Source organism: Cupriavidus sp. OV096, from assembly GCF_900115455.1.
Classification (GTDB): Bacteria; Pseudomonadota; Gammaproteobacteria; order Burkholderiales; family Burkholderiaceae; genus Cupriavidus.
Genome location: NZ_FOWM01000002.1, coordinates 187,881 through 209,111, shown reverse-complemented (window position 1 = coordinate 209,111; position 21,231 = coordinate 187,881). Strand labels below are relative to the sequence as shown.

15 protein-coding genes are annotated in these 21,231 nt (G+C 69.6%); 5 read left to right on the top strand and 10 right to left on the bottom strand.

All coding sequences use genetic code 11. The features are described 5' to 3' along the window. Positions 1–155: 155 nt before the first annotated feature. From gatC to gatB, 5 genes are all read left to right on the top strand, one after another. Complete coding sequence (gatC, locus tag BM115_RS04880) at positions 156–455, top strand: Asp-tRNA(Asn)/Glu-tRNA(Gln) amidotransferase subunit GatC (protein ID WP_092291232.1); 300 nt, start codon at positions 156–158, stop codon at positions 453–455. Positions 456–521: 66 nt separating this feature from the next. Further along, positions 522–2,021 carry an Asp-tRNA(Asn)/Glu-tRNA(Gln) amidotransferase subunit GatA gene (gene gatA / locus BM115_RS04875; RefSeq protein WP_092291230.1) on the top strand — a complete coding sequence of 500 codons (1,500 nt, stop codon included), beginning with the start codon at positions 522–524 and terminating at the stop codon, positions 2,019–2,021. Next, positions 2,021–2,485: a hypothetical protein gene (locus tag BM115_RS04870; protein WP_092291228.1), complete on the top strand. Its 465-nt coding sequence runs from the start codon at positions 2,021–2,023 to the stop codon at positions 2,483–2,485. The genes gatA and BM115_RS04870 overlap by 1 nt, the downstream gene beginning before the upstream one ends. 64 nt (positions 2,486–2,549) lie before the next feature. Continuing rightward, positions 2,550–3,578, top strand: a complete 1,029-nt coding sequence (locus tag BM115_RS04865) for a dienelactone hydrolase family protein (RefSeq protein WP_177219854.1) — start codon at positions 2,550–2,552, stop codon at positions 3,576–3,578. A gap of 60 nt (positions 3,579–3,638) precedes the next feature. Further along, positions 3,639–5,093 (top strand): Asp-tRNA(Asn)/Glu-tRNA(Gln) amidotransferase subunit GatB, encoded by a 1,455-nt coding sequence (gene gatB, locus BM115_RS04860; protein WP_092291224.1) that lies wholly within the window; start codon positions 3,639–3,641, stop codon positions 5,091–5,093. Between the two features lie 98 nt (positions 5,094–5,191). Here the strand turns inward: gatB and BM115_RS04855 are convergent, their stop codons facing one another. The 10 genes from BM115_RS04855 to BM115_RS04810 form a co-directional block, all read right to left on the bottom strand. After that, positions 5,192–6,313, bottom strand: a complete 1,122-nt coding sequence (locus BM115_RS04855; protein WP_092291222.1) for a hypothetical protein — start codon at positions 6,311–6,313, stop codon at positions 5,192–5,194. A gap of 123 nt (positions 6,314–6,436) precedes the next feature. Next, on the bottom strand, positions 6,437–7,330 hold the full coding sequence (locus BM115_RS04850; protein WP_092291220.1) for a hypothetical protein: 894 nt from the start codon (positions 7,328–7,330) through the stop codon (positions 6,437–6,439). Between the two features lie 145 nt (positions 7,331–7,475). Continuing rightward, positions 7,476–8,351, bottom strand: a complete 876-nt coding sequence (locus BM115_RS27255) for a hypothetical protein (protein WP_092291218.1) — start codon at positions 8,349–8,351, stop codon at positions 7,476–7,478. 103 nt (positions 8,352–8,454) lie between these two features. Then, the gene (locus BM115_RS04840) at positions 8,455–9,321 is read right to left on the bottom strand and encodes a hypothetical protein (protein ID WP_092291216.1); all 867 of its coding nucleotides are present in this window, start codon (positions 9,319–9,321) and stop codon (positions 8,455–8,457) included. 134 nt (positions 9,322–9,455) lie between these two features. Next, complete coding sequence (locus tag BM115_RS04835) at positions 9,456–10,406, bottom strand: transglutaminase family protein (protein ID WP_092291214.1); 951 nt, start codon at positions 10,404–10,406, stop codon at positions 9,456–9,458. Beyond that, positions 10,403–13,039 carry a circularly permuted type 2 ATP-grasp protein gene (locus tag BM115_RS04830; protein WP_092291212.1) on the bottom strand — a complete coding sequence of 879 codons (2,637 nt, stop codon included), beginning with the start codon at positions 13,037–13,039 and terminating at the stop codon, positions 10,403–10,405. The genes BM115_RS04835 and BM115_RS04830 overlap by 4 nt, the downstream gene beginning before the upstream one ends. A gap of 30 nt (positions 13,040–13,069) precedes the next feature. Continuing rightward, on the bottom strand, positions 13,070–16,609 hold the full coding sequence (locus BM115_RS04825) for a transglutaminase family protein (RefSeq protein ID WP_092291210.1): 3,540 nt from the start codon (positions 16,607–16,609) through the stop codon (positions 13,070–13,072). Between the two features lie 152 nt (positions 16,610–16,761). Next, a complete protein-coding gene (locus BM115_RS04820) occupies positions 16,762–17,451 on the bottom strand; it encodes a tetratricopeptide repeat protein (protein WP_369823465.1) in 690 nt (229 codons plus the stop codon). 180 nt (positions 17,452–17,631) lie between these two features. Next, on the bottom strand, positions 17,632–18,327 hold the full coding sequence (kdpE, locus tag BM115_RS04815; protein WP_092291206.1) for a two-component system response regulator KdpE: 696 nt from the start codon (positions 18,325–18,327) through the stop codon (positions 17,632–17,634). Positions 18,328–18,332: 5 nt separating this feature from the next. Next, positions 18,333–21,218 (bottom strand): sensor histidine kinase, encoded by a 2,886-nt coding sequence (locus tag BM115_RS04810; RefSeq protein ID WP_092291204.1) that lies wholly within the window; start codon positions 21,216–21,218, stop codon positions 18,333–18,335. Positions 21,219–21,231: the final 13 nt, after the last annotated feature.

The following is a 21,231-nucleotide window of genomic DNA, read 5'->3' as shown; positions in this document are numbered from 1 at the left end:
ATCCACGCTGTTTCGGGGCGTCAGCGCCCGGAAAAACTTGTAACGAAACGATCCCGGGGGCGCCCCCGGACCCCGCTCCGGGCGTCCTGCCCGCCACCCGACCGCAACATCCCCAGTCCGATGGACTGAACCCGGCGCCCGCGCCGCATCACGCCATGGCTCTCGCACTCTCCGACGTCAAGCGCATCGCGCACCTGGCCCGCATCGAAACCAGCGATGCCGAGGCCGCGCAGACGCTCGCCCAACTGAACAACTTCTTCTCGCTGGTGGAGCAGATGCAGGCGGTGGACACCACCGGCATCGAGCCGCTGGCGCACCCGCTCTCCGCCGTGCGCGACATCGCCCAGCGCCTGCGCGAGGATGCCGTGACCGAGACCGACCGCCGCGAAGACTACCAGCGCCCGGCCCCGGCCACCGAACGCGGCCTCTACCTGGTGCCGAAGGTCATCGAGTGACGCCCGGGCCCACCCGCCCGGCCCGCCGCCGCCGCCCCTGACCGCCACCGCAGACACCAGACCGACATGTCCTTTTCCGCTGATTCCGTGACTTCCCTGCGCCAGATCGCCGATGCCCTGGCGGCGCGCACCGTCTCCGCCGAGGAACTCGCACGCGACTACCTCGCCCGCATCGAGGCCGCGCGCGACCTGAACGCCTTCGTCGACGTCAACGCCGACCTCACCCTGGACCAGGCCCGTGCCGCCGATGCGCGCCGCGCCCAGGGCCAGGCCACGCCGCTGACCGGCGTGCCCATCGCCCACAAGGACGTCTTCGTGACGCGCGGCTGGGCCTCCACGGCCGGCTCGAAGATGCTGGCCGGCTACCAGAGCCCGTTCGACGCCACCGTGGTGGAGCGCCTCGCCGCCGCCGGCATGGTCACGCTGGGCAAGACCAACATGGACGAATTCGCGATGGGTTCGTCGAACGAGAACTCGTATTTCGGCATCGTGCGCAACCCGTGGGACAAGCAGCGCGTGCCGGGCGGCTCCTCGGGCGGTTCCGCCGCCGCGGTGGCCGCAGGGCTGGCCCCGGCCGCCACCGGCACCGACACCGGCGGCTCGATCCGCCAGCCGGCGTCGTTCTCGGGCATCACTGGCATCAAGCCGACCTACGGCCGCGTCTCGCGCTACGGCATGATCGCGTTCGCTTCGTCGCTCGACCAGGGCGGCCCGATGGCGCGCTCGGCCGAGGACTGCGCGCTGCTGCTCAACGCCATGGCCGGTTTCGATCCGAAGGATTCCACCAGCCTCACGCCCGCCCAGGGCGGCGTGGACGAGGACTTCACGCGCCATCTGGGCCAGCCGCGCGCCGGCGCCAGCGCCGACCAACCGCTGGCCGGCCTGCGCATCGGCCTGCCGCGCGAGTACTTTGGCGCGGGCCTGTCCGCCGACGTGGAAGCCGCCGTGCGCGGCGCGCTGGCCGAGTACGAGAAGCTCGGCGCGACGCTGGTCGACGTGACCCTGCCCAAGACCGAGCTGTCGATCCCGGTGTACTACGTGATTGCACCGGCCGAGGCGTCGAGCAACCTGTCGCGCTTCGACGGCGTGCGCTACGGCCACCGCGCGGCCGAGTACAGCGACCTGCTCGACATGTACAAGAAGTCCCGCGCCGAAGGCTTCGGCGCCGAGGTCAAGCGCCGCATCATGGTGGGCACCTACGTGCTGTCGCACGGTTATTACGACGCCTATTACCTGCAGGCGCAGAAGATCCGCCGCATCATCGCCGACGATTTCCAGCGCGCCTTCAGCCAGTGCGACGTGATCATGGGCCCGGTGGCGCCCACGGTGGCCTGGAAGCTCGGCGAGAAGACCGCCGACCCGGTGCAGATGTACCTGGCCGACATCTTCACGCTCTCCACCAGCCTCGCCGGCCTGCCCGGCATGAGCGTGCCGTGCGGCACCGGTCAGGACAATATGCCCGTCGGCCTGCAGCTCATCGGCAACTATTTCGACGAAGCGCGCCTGCTGCAGGTGGCCCATGCGTTCCAGCAAGCCACCGACTGGCACCTGCGCCGCCCGGCCTGATGACGATGCACGACAAGCGCCTGCTACGCCTCTTTGCCGCGATGGCCCTCGCCGTGGTGCTGGCCGGCTGCTCGCTGCCGTTCGGCGGGCGCTCCACGCCCATCGCCGCGCGGGACATCGACCTGAACGGCGACTGCCGCCGCACCGAGGAAGACGGTTTCCGCGAGGACGCCCAGCTACGCGTGGTGGACAACGCCGTGCAGCAGTTGCAGTGGAAGCTGTGGGTCGGCAAGCGCGGCTCGTGCAGCTTCAATCTGGCCGACTTCCGACAGGTGCGCAAAACGCCACATATCGAGCTGCGCGCCAACGATGGCAGCGCCTGCAAGCTGATGGTCTGGCAGGACCCGCGCCGCGTGACGCTGGCGCACGCAAGCTGCCAGTCGCACTGCACGCCCGGCATCTATGAAGAAGCGTGGCCGGTGATGTTCGAGCCGGACTCGGGCGCCTGCGCCCGCACGCGATAACGTAACTATCATGCCGCCACGCCGCCCACGCTCATCCTTCGCCGCCGGGGTTCTGCCCGGCGTTATGCCTCGGGCGCGGCGCTGGCTGCGCGCGGGTTTTGCGATGATGACGGTGGCGGCGGTGCCGGCCTGGAGCACGGTCTCGGCGCCGCAAGCGCCGATTTCGGCCTCCAGTGCGCCTGCTGTGGCGGCTTCTGTGGCGGCCTCGGCAGCCACCTCCACGTCGGCCGCCCCGGCGCCCATCGTCCAGCGCGTACGGCTGGCGGGCGATGCCGGCATGCCGACGCTCCCCGCCTACTGGTTCCTGCCCCGCGACAGCGGCCAGCCAAGGTCGCAGCCGCTGCCGGTGGTCGTGGCGCTGCACGGCTGCGGTGGGCTTGAAGACACGCATCGCGTGGCACGGCGCACCGGCTCCATCGACGAAATCCTCGACCCGGCCGGCGCCCTGCAGGCCCGCTACCGCGAGTACGCCCACTGGCTGACCGAGCGCGGCTACGCCGTGCTGATGCCGGACAGCTTCGGCCCGCGCGGCCGCATCACCAGCGGCTGCGGCGACACGCCGGACGCGCGCGGCATCGACGACAAGACGCGCCGCGCCGACGCCCTGGCCGCGCTGCGCTGGGTGGCCCGCCAGCCCGGCGTCGACCCGCGCCGCATCGTGCTGCTGGGCTGGTCGAACGGCGCGCAGGCGGTGCTGGCCGCCATCGACGCCAGCCGCCCGTGGCCGGCCGGCACGCCTGCCGTGGAGCGCGCCGTGGCCTTCTACCCGGCCTGCAAGCGCGTGGTGCGGCAGCACAATTTCAAGCTGCGCGCGCCGGTGCTGATGATGATTGGCGGCGCGGACGACTGGACCCCGGCCACGCGCTGCGCGATGCTCCAGAACGCGGTGCTGGCCCGCCAGCCCGATGCGCGCTTCCGGCTGGAGATCTACCCGGGCGCCTATCATGGCTTCGACGGCACCAGCGAGCTGCACGGCCGGCGCGACGCCTCCCGGCGCACCCCGGGCGGCGATACCGCCAGCGGCGGCGACGCCCTGGCGCGTGTGGCCGCGCTCGCCCAACTCGATTCGTGGCTGTTGAACCCCGCGCCCTGAAAAACGCCGGGTCCGGCCTGATATAGAACAGAACAGAAGACTTAAACCAGGAATACCGCCATGCAATGGGAAGTGGTGATCGGCCTGGAGACGCATACGCAGCTCTCCACCGCCTCGAAGATTTTTTCCGGCACCTCCACCGCGTTCGGGGCCGAACCCAACACGCAGGCCTCGCCCGTGGATCTGGCGCTGCCGGGCGTGCTGCCCGTGCTGAACAAGGGCGCCGTCGAGCGCGCCATCGAGTTCGGGCTGTCCATCGGCGCCCATATCGCGCCGCGCAGCATCTTCGCGCGCAAGAACTACTTCTACCCTGACCTGCCGAAGGGTTACCAGATCAGCCAGTACGAGATCCCGGTCGTCCAGGGCGGCACCATCACGATCCAGGTGGAAGGACGGCAGGGCGTCTACGAGAAGACCGTGAACCTGACCCGCGCCCACCTTGAGGAGGATGCGGGCAAGTCGCTGCACGAGGACTTCGCCAACATGACCGGCATCGACCTGAACCGCGCCGGCACGCCGCTGCTGGAGATCGTGACGGAGCCAGACATGCGCAGCTCGGCCGAGGCCGTGGCCTATGCCAAGGCATTGCACTCGCTCGTGGTGTGGCTCGGCATCTGCGACGGCAACATGCAGGAAGGCAGCTTCCGGTGCGACGCCAACGTCTCGGTGCGCCCAGTCGGCCAGAAGGAATTCGGCACCCGCCGCGAAATCAAGAACCTGAACTCGTTCCGCTTCCTGCAGCAGGCGATCGACTACGAAGTGCAGTGGCAGATCAACGAGATCGAGGACGGCCGCAAGATCGTCCAGGCCACCGTGCTGTTCGACCCGGACACCGGCGAGACGCGCGCGATGCGCACCAAGGAAGACGCGCACGACTACCGCTACTTCCCCGATCCGGACCTGATGCCGCTCGAGATCGACAGCGAGTGGGTCGAGCGCGTGCGCGCCGGCCTGCCCGAGCTGCCGGCGGCGATGCAGGCGCGCTTCGTCTCGCAATACGGCCTCTCGGCCTACGATGCGAGCACGCTCACGGCCACCAAGTCCCTCGCCGCGTACTTCGAGGCTGTGGTGACCGAAGCCGGCGTGGCCAGCGCCAAGCCGGCGGCCAACTGGCTGATGGGCGACGTGGCGTCGCAACTGAACCGCGAAGGCATGGCCATCGACGACGCCCCGGTGCGCCCGGCGCAACTGGCCAGGCTGCTGGCGCGCATCGCCGACGGCACGGTGTCCAACAACACAGCCAAGAAGGACGTCTTCCCGGCGATGTGGGCCGGCGAGTCCGGCGGCGACGCCGACGCGATCATCGCCGCCAAGGGTCTCAAGCAGATGTCCGATACCGGCGAACTCGAGAAGATCATCGACGACGTGCTGGCCGCCAACGCCAAGTCGGTCGAAGAGTTCCGCGCCGGCAAGGAAAAGGCCTTCAACGCACTGGTCGGCCAGGCCATGAAGGCCACCAAGGGCAAGGCCAACCCGGCCCAGGTCAACGAACTGCTCAAGAAGAAGCTCGGCTGACCCGCCCTCGGCGCCATCCGAGCCATCTGGCGAAAAAAGCCGGCCCGCGCAAGCGGCCGGCTTTTTTGTTGGACGCCCCTAAGCACCCCTAAGCACCCCTAAGCGCCCCGCAGCGCCCGCTCCAGCGCCACGATGCGCGCCTCGAGGTCGTGCAGGCGGCCCTCGCGCGAGGCGAGGGCTTCCCGCATCTGGGCGATGGGCGCGCTCAGTTGCCCCACGGTGGCCGCGTCGGTCGGCGCGGTGCCCGGCGCGACGTTGATGATCTGGCGCTGCAGGGTGTCGGTGCCGACCGAGACCGTCAGGTCGCGGTCGCAGTACGAGGCCGTGCCGAGCGCCACGCCGTGCGCTGCCGCCGCGCGGCTGCCGTGCCCGAGCGCCACCGCGAACTCGGTGCTGGCGACGGCGTCGGTGCCCACGGCGACCGCGCCGGTATTGGTGGCCTGCGCCATCGGCCCCACGGCGATGGCCGTCGCGCCGGAGGCTTCCGATCGCTGGCCCAGCGCCACGCTTTTGTGACCGGATGCCACCGCGGCCATCCCCACCGCCGTGGTGCCGCCCACCTGGAAGCTGTCCGCGCCGGACGCCACGGCATTGCCGCCGATGGCGACGCTCCACGCGTAGGCGGCCTGCGCTTTTTCGCCGATCGCGACCGAGCGGCTGCCATAGGCATAGGTATCGCAGCCCAGTGCGACCGAGCCGGCGTCCACGGGGTCCCGCGCGGCGACATCGGCACGGGCATTCAGGCCAATGGCCACGCCGGGCCCCGACTCGCTGACCGTCGCCCCTTGGCCCAGCACGACACTGCCGACCCCGGTGGCGACGGTATCCGCGCCGATGGCGATGGCGTTGCTGCCGGGTGCCGAGGCGGCCGTCCCGCTGGCGTTCACCTGCACATACTTGAGGCCGGTCTTGCCCGAGGCGAGGTCATCCACCGTCTGCGACAGCGCGGCGATGTCCTGCGCATTGCCAGCGACGTCGGCCTCCGTGTCGGCCAGCTGGCTGCCCGTGATGGCGTCGCTGCTGCCGGGGCTCACATCGCCGGGCCGGAGCCCCGTGACCAATGTCGATGGCAGCGTAGCGCGGCTCTTGCTCTTGTCGTCATAGGCCAGGTAGGGCGCACCGCCGCCACCGCCACCGCCACCGCCACCGCCACCGCCACGATTGCCGTTGGCGGACGATGGATGGTTCCCTGCTTCGGGCTCAGTCTGAGGAATTGCCATGAAGGGCTCCTGGAATGGGGTTGATCAGAACCACGGCAAGGGCGCATACACGGCCCGTGCCGTCGCCATGGTCGCTACCCGATCTCCAGAAGTACATGGATCCAAAGGCCGCCCGCCCCCCGACTACGAACGCCCCGCCGCCCGCTCCAGCGCCGCGATGCGCGCTTCGAGCTGGCGCAGCGTTGCGATGCGGGCCTCGAGGTTGCCCAGGCGCCGGGCCACTTTCGGGTTGACCTGCAGGGCCGCGTCCTTGAGTTGCGCGACGGTCACGGCGTCGTCGTCCTGCTCGCCCGGTAACACATGGGTGATGTAGCGGCCATTGTCCGCCGTGCCGACGGACACCGCGTATTCGCGGTCGCAGACGGAAGACGCGCCGAGCGCCACGCTGCCGTAGGCGCTCACCTCCGCATACTCGCCGATGGCGGTGGCGTGATGGTTGTTGGCGATGGCGCCGCGCCCGATGCCGATGGTGCCGTAGCCGTACACGTTCGCGCTGGCTCCGATCGCCACGGCCGCCTGGCTTTGGGCGCTGGCGGCGGAGCCGACGGACACGCTCTGGTCGCCCCCCGCGAAGGCATCGGCGCCCACCGCCACGGCGGCGGAGGCGGCGGTGGCCTGGGCATCGCCGCCGATGGCGATGTTGTCCGTGTAGCCCGCATTGGCGTTGCCGCCGATCGCCACGGCCTTGTCGCCCCATGCCGTGGCGTCGCTGCCCAGTACCACCACGCCGTCGCCGGGCGAGTCCGCCCCGACCTGCGCCTGGGAGCCGATGACCACGCCCCGGCCCGCGGCGCCGAACACGGCGCCCTCGCCCACCACAACGCTCCCCGAGCCCGCCGCCACGGCGGAGGGTCCGATGGCCACGGCTTCCTGGCCACTGGCCTCGCTATCGGGACCCTTGCTGTTGGCGTGGAAGTACTTGGCGTTCTTGTCGTTCTTTCCGACTGCGCTCAGTGCCTGGAACTGTTCCCGGGTCAGGTACTGATTGCTTGCGATATCCGTCTGGGCGTTGCTCATCGAAGGTCTCCTGAAGTTGACGTTGGCCAGCGAGGCCATGTTTTCACGCCGTACTTCGGAAAACCATGGATCGGACAAACCCAGCCTAATCCATCGGCACCACGCTCACCTCCACCTCCACCTCCACCGTGTGCTCGCTCCCGTACTACCTGTGGCGCACCGCACGCTCCAGCACCGCGAGGCGCGCCTCGAGTTCAACCAGCTGCTGGTTTGCCTTGAAGAGCTGGCTGCCTGCCACCGCATCCGTGCTCTGCAGGCTCTGCTCAGCGGGTCGCAACCCCGCAACTTTTACCGATTGCAGCGTAAGCCGGGTCTTGCTCCTGTCGTCGTAGAGCACCAGCGCGCTCTCCACTTCCCCGCGCGCATTCACGGACAGGCCCGCCTCCTTTAACTGGCCGACCGTGGCGGCATCATCATCCTCCTGCCCCGCCGCAACACGTGCGATGAAGCGACGGGTGCTGTCATTGCCGACAGATACTGTCTGCGCGCGATCGGTCGTGGAAGCGCAACCCAGCACCACACTCTGGGCGCCATTCACGGTCGCCTTCGCGCCGATGGCCACTGCTGAATCACTGTCAACGAGGGCCAGATCGCCGATAGCAATCCCCTTGTTACCACTGGCGCTCACCGTCGCCAGACACCCGGCCGCAACCGCTCCATAAGCGTTGGTATAGGCGTAATAGCCGATGGCAGTGGTGCATATGGCATATCCCTGGGCATACGCACCCACATACACCGAGCCCGGATAGTCCGCGCCGATTGTTCCCGCCGCGTGGCCGACAGCGACGCATTCCTCGGAATCCACCTCGGCGTGACTGGCAATCGCCACCGACTCTATGCCATTGGCCTGACTGTCCGGACCGGTGCTGTTGACTGCAAAATACGTAATACCGTCGTCTTGCAGCGCAATGGCGTCAACCCGTTCCCGTAGCGCATGGAACTGTTGCAGGGTGACATACTGGCCCGGGCGGTCCCTGTCCGAGGCGTTGGCCCTAGCCTGGACATCAGTCTGATTGCTCATTGCGTTCTCCATCAGCTGCCGCGACGGACAGCGCCCCATCCTGAGTAAGATTGCCGTGTGACCGCACCATGTGCTCAAGCCACCCGGGGCCATTCCTGCACGACTACCTGTCGCGCACCGCACGCTCCAGCGCCGCGAGGCGCGCCTCGAGTTCGACCAGCCGCTGATTTGCCTTGAAGAGCTGGCTGCCCGTTACCGCTTCTGTGCTCTGCGCGCTCAGTTCAGCGGGACGCAATCCCGACACTCTTACCAACGGCAGCGTCAGCCTCGTCTTGTTCCTGTCGTCGTACAGCACCAGCGCACGCTCCACTTCGCCGCGCGCATTCACGGGCAGGCCAGCCTCCTTCAACTGGCCGATTGTGGCGACATCATCATCCTCCTGCCCCGCCGCAACACGGGCGATGAAGCGGAGCGCGCTGTCATTGCCTACGGACACCGTCTGCGCGCGATCGGTCGTGGAACCAGCGCCTATCGCCACACTCTGCTCGCCGCTCGCAGTGGCACTCGCGCCGATGGCCAATGCTGAATCACCGGCAACGATGGCTGTGTTGCCGATACTGATCCCCTTGTTAGCAACGGGGTCCACTATCGCGGCAGACCCGATCGCAACCGCTCCATAAGCCTGAGCGAGCGTGTCAAAGCCTATGGAGGTGCTGCACGTTTCGCTGGCTGAGGAATACGCCCCCACACACACCGAGCCCTGGCCAGATCCGGTAGCCAGGTAGCCGACTGCAACAGATTCTTCGGAATTTGCGGAGGCACCGCTGGCAATCGCCACCGACTCGCTGCCATTGGCCTGACTATCCGCGCCGATGCTGTTGACTGTGAAATACATAATGCCGTCGTCTGTCAGCGCAATGGCGTCAACCCGTTTCCGTAGCGCATTGAATTGTTGCTGGGTGACATACTCACCCTGCAAGGCCCTCCCCGGAAGATTTCGCCTTGCTTCGATCGCGGTGCGATGGGTCATTGCAGTTCTCCGAAAGGTGCCATTGGTGGACGGCGCGCATCATGGCGCCACAACGTCCAGGACGCCACCATGTTCCGCGGTCCCTCTCCTGAAGTACATGGATCCCCGGATAGATGATGCGCGGGCGCCGCCGATCACTCCACCGGCACCACGCTCACCTCCACCTCCACCGTGTGCTCGCCCCCGCCCACGATGACGCCGTGCAGCAGGGGCACGTCGCTGTAGTCGCGCGCGATGGCCAGGGTGACGTGGCGGGTGTCGGCCAGCATGGCGTTGGTCGGGTCGAGATCGACCCAGCCGTTCCCGGGGCACCAGACGCCGGCCCAGGCGTGCGAGGCATCGGCGCCCAGCAGGCGCGGCTCGCCCGGCGGCGGGTCGGTGCGGAGATAGCCGCTGACATAGCGCCCGGGCAGCCCGAGCGAGCGCAGGCAGCCGATCATCACCTGGGCGAAGTCCTGGCACACGCCGCTGCGCAGCGCGAAGGCCTCCAGCGCGGGCGTGTGGACCTCGGTGATCTCGGCGTGATACTCGAAATCGGCGTGGATGCGGTGCATCAGGTCGATGGCGCCAGCCACCACGCTCACCCCGGGCGTAAAGCTGCGCCGGGCGTAGTCGCGCAGGTCCGCGTGCAGCGCCACATTGGGCGAGGCGAAGACGAACTCGGCCTCGGGATCGAACGGCTGGCCGGCGCGGTAGCGCAGCCGTTGCGCGGCCTTCTCCCACGGCGGGCTGCGGGCCGGGTCGAGCGTGGCCCAGCGCGGCGTCAGCGTGACCGTGCTGGCCGTGGTCAGCCGCATGGTCTCGTGCGGCACGTCGAGCATGAAATGAAGCACGTTGTTGCCGAAGGCATCGGTGCGCACGTGATGGTGCGAGGGCTGCGGATCGATGTCGGTGCAGTGCGCGCTCACGGCCTGCCACGGGTAGGACGGCGGCGTGACCACGGCGCGCTGCTGCGCGTGCTCCACGGGCCAGGCGTATTGGTAGGTGGTGACGTGGTGCACGCTCAGGGTGGACGGGGCGTCGGCCTCCGGCGTCGGCGCCGGGGTGGCCGGCGTCTTGGCGGCGGGCACGGGATGCACGCTCATGGCAGGTCCGTTTCCGGCGCCACGCCGGCATGGCTGAAGTACCGGCCGCCGATTTCATCGGACAGCTTGGCCATGCGCGCGCCGAGCTGGTCGCACAGCGCGGCCAGCGTGGCATGGCGGCCCTCGTCATCGGTGGCGCACAGCACCGTGCGCGACGGCAGCGCGCTGGCCGGCGGCAGCAGTTCCGCCAGCGGTACGCGGGCCTGGCCCGTGGCGCCGGTCGGCAACTGCACCAGCTTCTCGCGCAGGCGGTCCAGCACGCCGTAGAGGCCGCGCGGGTTGGTGGCGTCCAGCACGAGCAGGTCCACCAGCGCCGGCACGTCGGTCCGGCCCGGGAACAGCGAGCGGTAGGTCAGCGTGCTGTCGAACAGGTGCAGCAGCAGGTCGAAGCCACTGCGCGAGCGCAGCGCGCCACTGCGCTCGGCCACCTCCAGGAACAGCGCCAGCGTGGAGACGCGCTCGATATGACGGCCGATGAACACCAGCCGCCACGCTTCGTCGCGCGACATGCGGTCGCCCTGCGCGCCGCTGATCGCCCCGAGCTGCATCGACAGTTGCTCCAGCGCGACCAGCACCCGGGAGCGGTCGTACGAGCCCTCGCCGCTGGCCGAGCCGGCCGGGCACGCGGCGGCGGCCATCGCGTCATGGAAGTCGTTGCGGGCGGCCAGGATGGTGCGCCAGTGGTCGTTCGAGAGCCGGTTGCGGATCTCGTTGGCGGCGCGGGCGTGACTGGCCAGCGTCTGCACCACGCCGGCGCTCCCGCTGGCATCGGCCAGCGCGGACACCAGGCGGCGCTCGAACACCCGCAGCGACGCCTGCGGCGACGGCGTCTGGGCCGGCACCAGGCCGAACCACTGCGCCAATTGGCTGATCATGTTCAGCGTGCCGTCGTCGGTTTCATCGTTCGATTCGATCGATCCGAGGATCTGCCGGCACAGGCGCACGGTGTTCTCGGCGCGCTCCGCGTAGCGGCCGGCCCAGTACAGGTTCTCGGCGGCGCGGCTGGAGACGGCCAGCGGGCGCGAGGCGGGCGCCCCCGCCAGCCCGCTGCGCGCGGCCAGTGGCACGGCGCCCGAGGTCTGGCTGGAGAGCACCCAGGTGTCGGCGCTGGTGCCGCCCAGCTGCATCGACACCGCCTCCAGCCGGGGCGGCGCCAGTCGCATGAATCCGCCCGGCATGACCTGCCAGCCGCCGTTGCCATCGGCGATGGCGAACACGCGCAGCATGGACGCCCGCGAGCCAATCCGCCCGCCACCGCGCCCGTCCGGCTCCCAGCACGGCGTGTGCGAAAGCGGCAGCGGCGCCTGCAGCGTGTAGCGGTCCGGCGTCTCGGCGATGCGCGCGCGCCAGTCTTCCAGCGGCTGCAGCCCGCGCTCCATGCCCAGGCGCGGCTCGCCCGGCACGCGCGGATAGGTCGGCATGACGAAGGCCTCGGTCAGCGTCGACATGGCCTCGTCCTGCGCGGCGGCCTCGCCGCACCACCAGCTCGACACCGCAGGCAGGATCAGCGTCTCCCCGAGCAACGCGCGGGCGATGCCCGGCAGGAAGCCGTGGATCGCCGGCGACTCCAGGAAACCCGCGCCCGGCACGTTCGACACCATCACGTTGCCCGCCCGCATCGCCTCCAGCAGCCCCGGCACGCCGATGGTGGAGTCGCTGCGCAGCTCCAGCGGGTCGCAGAACACGTCGTCCAGCCGGCGCAGGATCACGTCCACGCGCTCCAGCCCGCCGAACGTCTTCAGGTAGACCATGTCGTTGCGCACGGTCAGGTCCTTGCCTTCCACCAGCGTGATGCCGAGGTAGCGCGCCAGGAAGGTGTGCTCGAAGTAGGTCTCGTTGAACGGCCCCGGCGACAGCAGCACGATGTGCAGCCCGCCGCTCGACGGCAGCGACGTGCCTTCATCCGCCCCCGCCACCAGCGGCGCGTGGGCCAGCGTGGAGATCAGCTGGGCGAAGGCCGGCGGCAGGCGCCGCACGCGCATCTCGCGGAAGGCATCGGCGAACTGGCCCGAGATGATCAGCCGGTTCTCCAGCGCGTAGCCCATGCCCGACGGGGTTTCCGTGCGATGGGCGATGACGGTCCAGCCATCGTCGGTATGGACGAGGTCGATCGCCATGGTCTGGAGGAAGCTGCCGCCGGGCGGCTGGTAGCCCTTGAGGGGCCGCATGTAGCCGGGATGGCCGTAGACCAGCCCCGGCGGCAGCAGGCCGCGCGTGAGCAGTGTCTGGGGGCCGTAGATGTCGGCCATGATGGCGTTGGCGAGCGTGGCGCGCTGGGCTGCGCCGGCCTCGATCACGGCCCAGTCCTCCTCGGCGATCAGGAACGGCAGCAATTCGAGTTGCCACGCCCGCGCGCCGCCGCCCTGGTCGGCATAGACGTTATAGGTCACGCCGTTGTCGCGGATCTGGCGCGCCACTGCCGCCGCGCGCGCCGCCAGCGCGTCCGGGCTCAGGTTGCCCAGGTCGCCCTGCTCGCCCAGTTCCGAGAAGAAGCGCGCCCAGGGCGCGCGCAGCGTGCCGTCCGGCAGGCGCAGCTCGTCCAGATGGCCGGACGGCACGGGCAGGGCCAGCCGGCTCGCCATGGCAGCCGGGCTGTCCGATCCGTCGAGGGGAAGCGACGACTGCAAGGGCACGGGGAGGGGTCTCCGGGGGAGGGTGTCGGGCTAGATCTGCCGCAAATCGAGCGTAAGGGGAAATTCGAGGCTGCGTTCCACCGGCGGCGCCACGGACCGCCCCGGCGTATGGCCGATGGTGAAGAAACGGGCCAGCCGCCGGCTTTCGGCCTCGTAGGCGTTCACCGGGAATGTCTGGTAATTACGGCCGCCGGGGTGGGAAACATGATACTGACATCCCCCTACGCTGCGATCCATCCACGTATCCACCACGTCGAAGGTCAGCGGGGCATGGGAGCCGATGGTCGGATGCAGCGACGACGGCGGCGCCCAGGCGCGGTAGCGCACGCCTGCCACGTACTCGCCGGCGCGCCCGGTGGGCTGGAGCGGGATGGTCCGGCCGTTCACCGTCACCACATGGCGGGTCTCGTTCATGCCGAGCACGCGCACCTCCAGCCGCTCCACCGACGAATCGACATAGCGCACCGTGCCGCCCGCCGCGCCCTCCTCGCCCATCACGTGCCACGGCTCCAGCGCCGCGCGCAGTTGCAGCGAGAGCCCGGCCGCCTCGGCCTCCACCTCGCCCACGCGCGGGAAGCGGAACTCGAAGTGCGGCGCAAACCACGCGGACTCGAACACGAAGCCGGCGCTGCGCATCTCGGCCAGCACGTCCTCCAGATCCATCTGCACGAAGGTGCCGAGCATGAAGCGGTCGTGCAGCGCCGTGCCCCAGCGCGTGAGCCGCGCGGTATAGGGCGTGCGCCAGAAGCGGGCGACCATCGCCCGCAGCAGCAGTTGCTGCACCAGGCTCATGCGTGCGTGCGGCGGCATTTCGAAGGCGCGCAGCTCCAGCAGGCCGAGCCGGCCCGTGGCGCCATCGGGGGAATAGAGCTTGTCGATGCAGAACTCGGATCGATGCGTATTACCCGTCACATCAGCAAGCAGGTTGCGCAGTGCCCGGTCGATCAGCCATGGCGGGGTGTGGCCATCGCCGGCGCCTTCGTGCAGCGCCACCTGCCGACGCAGTTCCGCGAAGGCGATCTCCAGTTCGTAGAGCTGGTCGTTACGGGCCTCGTCCACGCGCGGCGCCTGGCTGGTCGGGCCGATGAACAGGCCCGAGAACAGGTAGGACAGCGCGGGATGGTTGTGCCAGTAGGCGATCAGGCTGGCCAGCACGTCAGGCCGGCGCAGGAAGGGGCTGTCCGCCGGCGTGGCACCGCCGAGCACGAAGTGGTTGCCGCCGCCGGTGCCGGTGTGGCGCCCATCGAGCATGAACTTGTCGGTGGAAAGGTGCGTCTCGTGCGCGGCCTGGTAGAGGAACTCGGTGTGATCCACCAGTTCCGCCCAGTTGCTGGCCGGATGGATGTTGACCTCGATCACGCCCGGGTCCGGGGTGACCTGGAGCAGCTTCAGGCGCGGATCGCGCGGCGGCGGGTAGCCTTCCATCACGATCTTCATGCCGAGCTCGGCCGCCGTGGCTTCCACCTCGGCCACCAGCGCGAGGTAGTCCTCGAGCACGGTCAGCGGCGGCATGAAGACATAGAGGATGCCGCGCTTGTCGCCCATCGCCTTCAACTCGACGGCCGGGCCGGCCGCGCGGCTGGGATGGCGCACTTCCACGCAGAGCGCGGTACGGATGATGTCCGCCGCCGACTCGCCAAGCGCGGGCGGGCGGGTGAAGGCCGGGGCCAGGCCCGCTGCGTCGGCCGTGGCGACCGGTGCGGGTGCTGGCTCCGCTGGTGTTGCGGGCCCGGACGGTGCCGGGGCGACGGCCTCGCCGCGCGCCTGGGCGCGCCGAACCGCCATGGCGGCCGGACCCAGCCCGGTCGGTTCGAGCGACAGCCCGCCGGCCGGCGCCGGCAACTGGCTGCGCAGCGGTGTAGTGGCCGGCAGCGGGGCGCGCGGGGCGAAGGGGTCCTGATCGAACTGCCACGGGTAGTCGGCCTCGGACACCCACGGCAGGGCGTCGAGCGGCAGCCGGTAACCCATCGGCGAATCGCCGGGCAGCAGATACATGCGGTCATCGCGCAGGAACCACGGGCCGGTAATCCATGCGGCGTCATTGCGCGACGGCGGCTCCTGCGTGGCGCGGGCCAGCGGCAGCACGTAGCCGGTGACGCGCGACAGGCCGCCTTCGAACACCCGGCGCAGGCGGGCGCGCTCCATGGCGTCTTCCAGCCGCGCCTCGTGCGGATCGACGTTGACCGGCAGGCTGCGCTCGCGCCACAGGTAGTACCAGACGTCCTCGTAGCCGGGCAGGATGAAATGCGAAGCCAGGCCGAGCCGGGCGGTCAGGGTTTCCATGAAGCGCCGGGCGTCGGCGTCGGTGTAGGCGTCCGGCTCGCGCTCATCGGCGAACAGCGCCGGGTTCTCCCAGCACGGCACGCCATCGGCACGCCAGCAAATCGACAGCGCCCAGCGCGGCAACTGCTCGCCCGGATACCACTTGCCCTGGCCGAAGTGCAGGAAGCCACCCTCGCCATATTGCGCGCGCAGCTTCTGCACCAGTTCGGTGGCCAGCCCGCGCTTGGTGGGGCCGAGCGCGTCGGTGTTCCATTCGGCGCCCTCGCGGTCGCGCGCAGCGACGAAGGTGGGCTCCCCGCCCATCGTCAGGCGCACGTCCATCTGCTCCAGCGTCCGGTCGACGGCTGCGCCGGCCGCATCGACGGCCATCCATTGCGCCTCGGTATAGGGCTTGGTCACGCGCGGGGACTCATAGATGCGCGTGATCGACATATGGTGTTCGAAGGAGACCTCGCACTCGTCCACCGCCCCGCTCACCGGCGAGGCGCCGCTGGGCTCCGGCGTGCAGGCTAGCGGGATGTGGCCCTCCCCGGCCAGCAGCCCGGAGGTGGGGTCCAGCCCGATCCAGCCGGCGCCGGGCAGGTAGACCTCGCACCAGGCATGGAGGTCGGTGAAATCGGTCTCGGCGCCTACCGGGCCATCGACGGCCTTCACGTCGGGCGTCAGCTGCAGCAGGTAACCCGATACGAAACGCGCCGCCAGCCCAAGATGGCGCAGCGTCTGCACCAATAGCCAGCCGGTGTCCCGGCACGAGCCGGAGGCGTTCTCCAGCGTGGTCTCAGGCGTCTGCACGCCCGGCTCCATGCGGATCAGGTAGCGGATGTCGTGCTGGAGGCGCTGGTTCAGGGCTACCAGGAAGTCCAGCGTGGCGGTGGGCGTCCGGTCGATGCTGGCCACGAAGGCCGCCAGGCGGGGGGTCAGCTCGCCGCGCACCAGATAGGGGGCGAGGTCGTGCCCGAGGCTGGCGTCGTAGTCGAACGGGAATGTCTCGGCCGATGGCTCCAGGAAGAAATCGAACGGGTTGTAGACAGCCATTTCCGCCACGAGGTCCACCGTGACCTTGAAGCTGGTGGTCTTTTCGGGGATGACCAGGCGGGCGAGGTAGTTGGAAAACGGGTCCTGCTGCCAGTTCACGAAGTGCTGCGCGGGCTCGATGCGCAGGGAATAGGACAGGATCGGGGTCCGGCAATGCGGCGCGGGGCGCAGCCGCACGACTTGCGGTGACAGATTCACCGGGCGGTCGTAGCGGTAATGCGTGACATGGTTCAGCGCAACGTGCGTAGCCACTACAACCTCCCAGGGGTGCGGTGAATCGTCAGTAATGCGTCAGTGAATCGTCCAGATGGGCATCGGCCGGATGGAATGCAGCAAGCAAGACTTGTACCGAGCCCTATCGGCAGACCGCGCCGTGGCCCCGACGAAGTGGCGCGCGCGGCGCTTCACATCGACCCGCCGCTCTTGGCGCGCAGGCCTTCCTCCAGCAGCGACCGCAGCTTGGCCAGCGCGCCGGGGTCCCCGCCTGCCGCCGCGCGGGCGTACCAGATCTTGGCCTGCTCGATGTCCTTGTCCACCACGCCGGGCTCGCCCCGCTCGTAATAGCTGCCGACGATGTACTGCGCGCCACCGTCGCCGGCTGTGGCCGCCCGGCTGTACCAGGTGAACGCCTTGCCGTAGTCGCGCGCCACGCCCCGCCCGGTGAAGTAGTTGGTGGCCAGCGCCATCTGCGCCTGCACATGCCCGCCCTGCGCCGCGCGCTCATACCAGCGATTGGCCTCCACGAGCGACTTCGGCACCAACTCGCCGCGCTCGTTCAGATCGCCCAATGTGAACTGCGCATGTGTCATCTGGTTGTCAGCCGCCTTGCGCAGCCAGACCAGCGCCTCCTGCGGCTTGGGCGACGTGCCCTCGCCACGCAACAGCATCATCGCGTAGTTGAACTGCGCCAGCCGGTTGCCCTTCTGCGCCGCCGCGGCAAACCCCTGCAGCGCGGCATCGAACTGCCCAGCCTCGTAAGCGGTCACCGCATCGCGCGTCTGCGCCTGCGCGGGCGCCGGCGGCTCGGTGGCGGCCCGCATCGGTGCGGCATGGGCCACGGACAGCACGCAGGCCAGAAATGCCATGCACGCCATGACAGCGGCTGCGGCCTGGCGAATCGGGACAAGGGAGGCAGACATGACGTGACTCCGGCGAGCAGGGGTCGGACGGAACGGGGCGCTACCAATTCAGTGTAGCGGACGACGCTTCGACCGGCTCGCCAGAATGCGAGTCGTCTTATGTACGTGGATTGGGCGGCACAGAAGACTGGGGGATCACGCCGCGAAGCGGTAGCCGACGCCGACCTCGGTCAGCAGGTGGGCTGGCTGGGCGGGGTCGGATTCAAGTTTGTGGCGCAGGTGGCCCATGTACACGCGCAGGTAGTGGCTGCTCTCGGCGTGCGACGGGCCCCAGACCTCGCGCAGCAGTTCGCGGTGGGTCATCACCTTGCCGCGGTGGGCAATCAGCACCGCCAGCAGCCGGTATTCGATGGGGGTCAGGTGCACGGGCGCCTCGGCGCGCGTGACGAGGCGGTTGGCCAGGTCCACCTGCACGTCGCCGAAGGCGATGGTCGGCGTGCCCTGCGGATTGGCGCGCGCGTGGCGGCGCAGCAGCACGCGCACGCGCGCCACCAGTTCGCCCACGCCGAAGGGCTTGGTCAGGTAGTCGTCCGCGCCCGCGTCGAGCGCGGCGATCTTGTCGGCCTCCTCGGTGCGCGCGGATAGCACCAGCACCGGCACCTGCGTCCATGTACGCATCTCGCGGATCAGCGTCATGCCGTCGCCATCGGGCAGGCCGAGATCGAGGATCACCACGTCTGGCTGGCGCGTGCCGGCATCGATCAGCCCACGCTTGAGCGTCTCCGCCTCGTGCACGGTGCAGCCCTCGGCCTGCAGCGATTCCCGCACGAAGCGCCGGATATGGGGCTCGTCCTCCACCAGCAGGACGGTCGGCGAATAGTCGAATGGCATCTCGTTCAGGGTTCCGTCCTGGCGACCTGGTTCAGGTCGCTCAGATCATTGAGGTCGTTGAGGTCATGCAGGGTTTCCGGCTCGATGTCCGGCGGATTGCCGCGCGGCAGCGCGAGCGTGAAGCGCGCGCCATGCGGCGCCGCGCCGTGCACCGGCTCCACCCAGATGCGGCCGTCGTGCGCCTGCAGGATGGCGTCGCACACCGCCAGGCCCAGCCCCACGCCTGCCGTGGCGGACTCGTGCGCGCCGCGCGTGAATTTCTCGAAGATGCGGCGCTCCTGCCCGGCCGGCACGCCGGGGCCGTCGTCCTCGACGAACACCTGCACCATCTCGCCGGCCACGGCGCCGCCGATGCGCACCGTCGTGCCCGGCGGCGTGTACTTGGCAGCGTTCTCCAGCAAGTTGCAGAGCACGCGCTCCACCAGCACGGCGTCGCACTCGACCAGCGGCAGCGCCGCCAGCCCCGACACCTGCACCGGGTGCCCCGCCAGCGCCTCGCGCATCGCCGCCAGCGCCGCGCCCACCAGTTCTTCCATCGACTGCCAGCCGCGCGTCAGCGACACGTCGTGCCGCTGCAGCCGCGCCATGTCGAGCAGATTCACCACCATCGTCCGCATGCGGTGGGCCTGGACGCGCATGGCGTCCACGGTGGCCGCCACATCGGCCGGTAGCGGCGCCCGCGCGAGCGACTCGGCCATGCCGATCAGCCCGGTCAGCGGCGTGCGCAGGTCGTGCGACACCGCTGCCAGCAGCGAACTGCGCAGCTGCTCGGATTCGATCGACACCAGCGCCTGCTGCGCCACCTCCACATAGTGCAGCCGCTCGATGGCGATGGCGATCAGCGTGGCGAACACATCGGCCTGGCGGCGCAGCGCGGGGTCGGCCAGCGCGCCCCAATCGTGCGGCTCCACGGCCAGCACGCCGCGCGTCTGCATCGGCGCCTTCAGCGGCAGGTACAGCACGGTGCTGCCCGGCAGCGTGTGGGTGCCGGTGCCGGCCGCTTCGCCATGGTCGAACACCCACTGGGCCAGCACGGTGTCGATGGCTTCGCCCTTGGTGGTCCGACCTTCTTTCGGACTTGTCTCATTTGGATCCGCCACCGGAAGCAGCCGGCCCGATGCGGAGACGAGGAAGAACGACGCGTGGGCGTCGAACGCGGCACGCAGGAAGCGTCCGCCAATCTCGACGATCTGCTGCGTGGTCAGCGCCGCCGACAGCTCGCGCGCCAGTTCGTAGAGCGTGCGGGCATCGGTCTCGCGCCGCACCGCCACGCTCGCCTGCTCGCGCAGGCCGGCAGTGAGCTGGCCGATGACCAATCCCACCGTCAGCAGCACGACGAAGGTCAGCAAATACTGCACGTCGCTGACGGCGAACGAGAGCCGGGGCGGCACGAAGAAGAAATCGAACGCCCCTACCGACAGCACCGACGCCAGCGCCGCCGGCCCCCGCCCATGGCGCAGCGCCACGCCCACCACGGCGGCCAGGAACAGCATGGCGATGTTGACGATGTCGAACCAGGGCCGGGCGAATGTGGACAACAGCGTAGCCCCGGCGCACCAGGCCACCGACCAGACATAGTCGAGGCGGCGCGTACCCGATTCGGCGACGTTTTCCTCGGACATCGCCCCTGCCGGCAGGCCCTGCGTGGCCGGCAGCGGCGCCGCGCGTGTGGTGTCGGCCGCCACGCGGATCACGTCGATTTCAGGGCAGCCGGCCGCCAGCGCATCGGCGAAGGTCTGGCGGCCGATCAACCGGTTGCCGGCGCCCAGCACCGGCGACAACGCGCGCCCCAGCAGCATGCGGCCCTGTTCGAGCCATCCGCCTTCATGCTGCCAGTCGGTGCGCGCGCGGCCCACCAGCACCTTGGTGAGATTGTGGCGGCGCACGTAGCCGGTGACCGCGCGCACCATATCGTGTCCGGCCAGCGTCTCGGTGCGGGCGCCCAGTTCCTCGGCCAGCCGCATTGCCGCGCGCACGCGGGTGCGCACCTCGGTGGACAGCGGCACCAGCCGGGGCGTGGCAATCGTCACCACGTGCCAGTCGCAGTCGAGCTGGCTGGCCAGCCGGCGCGCGCTGCGCACCACCTGCTCGGCGTCGTCGCCGGTGCCGATACAGGCCACCAGCGCCTCGCGCGTGCGCCAGACCGGTTCGATCGACTGGGCGTCGCGATAGGCGCGCACGTCGTCATCGACACGATCCGCCGTGCGCCGCAGCGCCAGCTCGCGTAGCGCGATCAGGTTGCCCTTGCGGAAGAAATTGCGCGCGGCGTGGCGGGCCTGCTCGGGCAGGTAGACCTTGCCCTCGCGCAGCCGGCGCAGCAGTTCGTCGGCGGGCAAGTCCACCAGGACGACGTCATCGGCGTCATCGAACACGGCATCGGGCACGGTCTCCCAGACCCGCACGCCCGTGATGCCGCCCACGGCCTGGTTCAGGCTCTCCAGATGCTGCACGTTGACCGTGGTCCAGACGTCGATGCCGGCGGCCAGCAGTTCGGCGATGTCCTGCCAGCGCTTGGGATGCCGGCTGCCGGCGGCGTTGGTGTGGGCCAGTTCGTCCACCAGCACCAGCGCGGGATGGCGCGCGAGCACGCCATCGAGATCGAATTCCTTGAGGATGCGGTCGCGGTAGGGCATCTCGCGCAGCGGCACGCTGTCCAGCCCGGCGACCAGCGCCTCGGTTTCGGCGCGGCCGTGGGTCTCCACGACGCCCACCACCACATCCACCCCCTGCGTGCGCAGCGCGCGGGCGGCGGTGAGCATCGCAAATGTCTTGCCCACGCCGGCCGAGGCGCCGAAGTAGACCCGCAGCTTGCCGCGCCCGGCGCGCGCGCCCTCCTCCTGCATGCGTTGCAGCAGGGCGTCGGGGTCCGGGCGGTTGTCGGCGAGGGTCATGGTAGAGGGGGCG

Excerpts from the sequence above, each read along its gene's own strand:
- gatC (WP_092291232.1), top strand. The coding sequence starts at position 156 with ATGGCTCTCGCACTCTCCGACGTCAAGCGCATCGCGCACCTGGCCCGC.
- gatA (WP_092291230.1), top strand. The coding sequence starts at position 522 with ATGTCCTTTTCCGCTGATTCCGTGACTTCCCTGCGCCAGATCGCCGAT.
- BM115_RS04870 (WP_092291228.1), top strand. The coding sequence starts at position 2,021 with ATGACGATGCACGACAAGCGCCTGCTACGCCTCTTTGCCGCGATGGCC.
- BM115_RS04865 (WP_177219854.1), top strand. The coding sequence starts at position 2,550 with ATGCCTCGGGCGCGGCGCTGGCTGCGCGCGGGTTTTGCGATGATGACG.
- gatB (WP_092291224.1), top strand. The coding sequence starts at position 3,639 with ATGCAATGGGAAGTGGTGATCGGCCTGGAGACGCATACGCAGCTCTCC.
- BM115_RS04855 (WP_092291222.1), bottom strand. The coding sequence starts at position 6,313 with ATGGCAATTCCTCAGACTGAGCCCGAAGCAGGGAACCATCCATCGTCC.
- BM115_RS04850 (WP_092291220.1), bottom strand. The coding sequence starts at position 7,330 with ATGAGCAACGCCCAGACGGATATCGCAAGCAATCAGTACCTGACCCGG.
- BM115_RS27255 (WP_092291218.1), bottom strand. The coding sequence starts at position 8,351 with ATGAGCAATCAGACTGATGTCCAGGCTAGGGCCAACGCCTCGGACAGG.
- BM115_RS04840 (WP_092291216.1), bottom strand. The coding sequence starts at position 9,321 with ATGACCCATCGCACCGCGATCGAAGCAAGGCGAAATCTTCCGGGGAGG.
- BM115_RS04835 (WP_092291214.1), bottom strand. The coding sequence starts at position 10,406 with ATGAGCGTGCATCCCGTGCCCGCCGCCAAGACGCCGGCCACCCCGGCG.
- BM115_RS04820 (WP_369823465.1), bottom strand. The coding sequence starts at position 17,451 with ATGGCGTGCATGGCATTTCTGGCCTGCGTGCTGTCCGTGGCCCATGCC.
- kdpE (WP_092291206.1), bottom strand. The coding sequence starts at position 18,327 with ATGCCATTCGACTATTCGCCGACCGTCCTGCTGGTGGAGGACGAGCCC.
- BM115_RS04810 (WP_092291204.1), bottom strand. The coding sequence starts at position 21,218 with ATGACCCTCGCCGACAACCGCCCGGACCCCGACGCCCTGCTGCAACGC.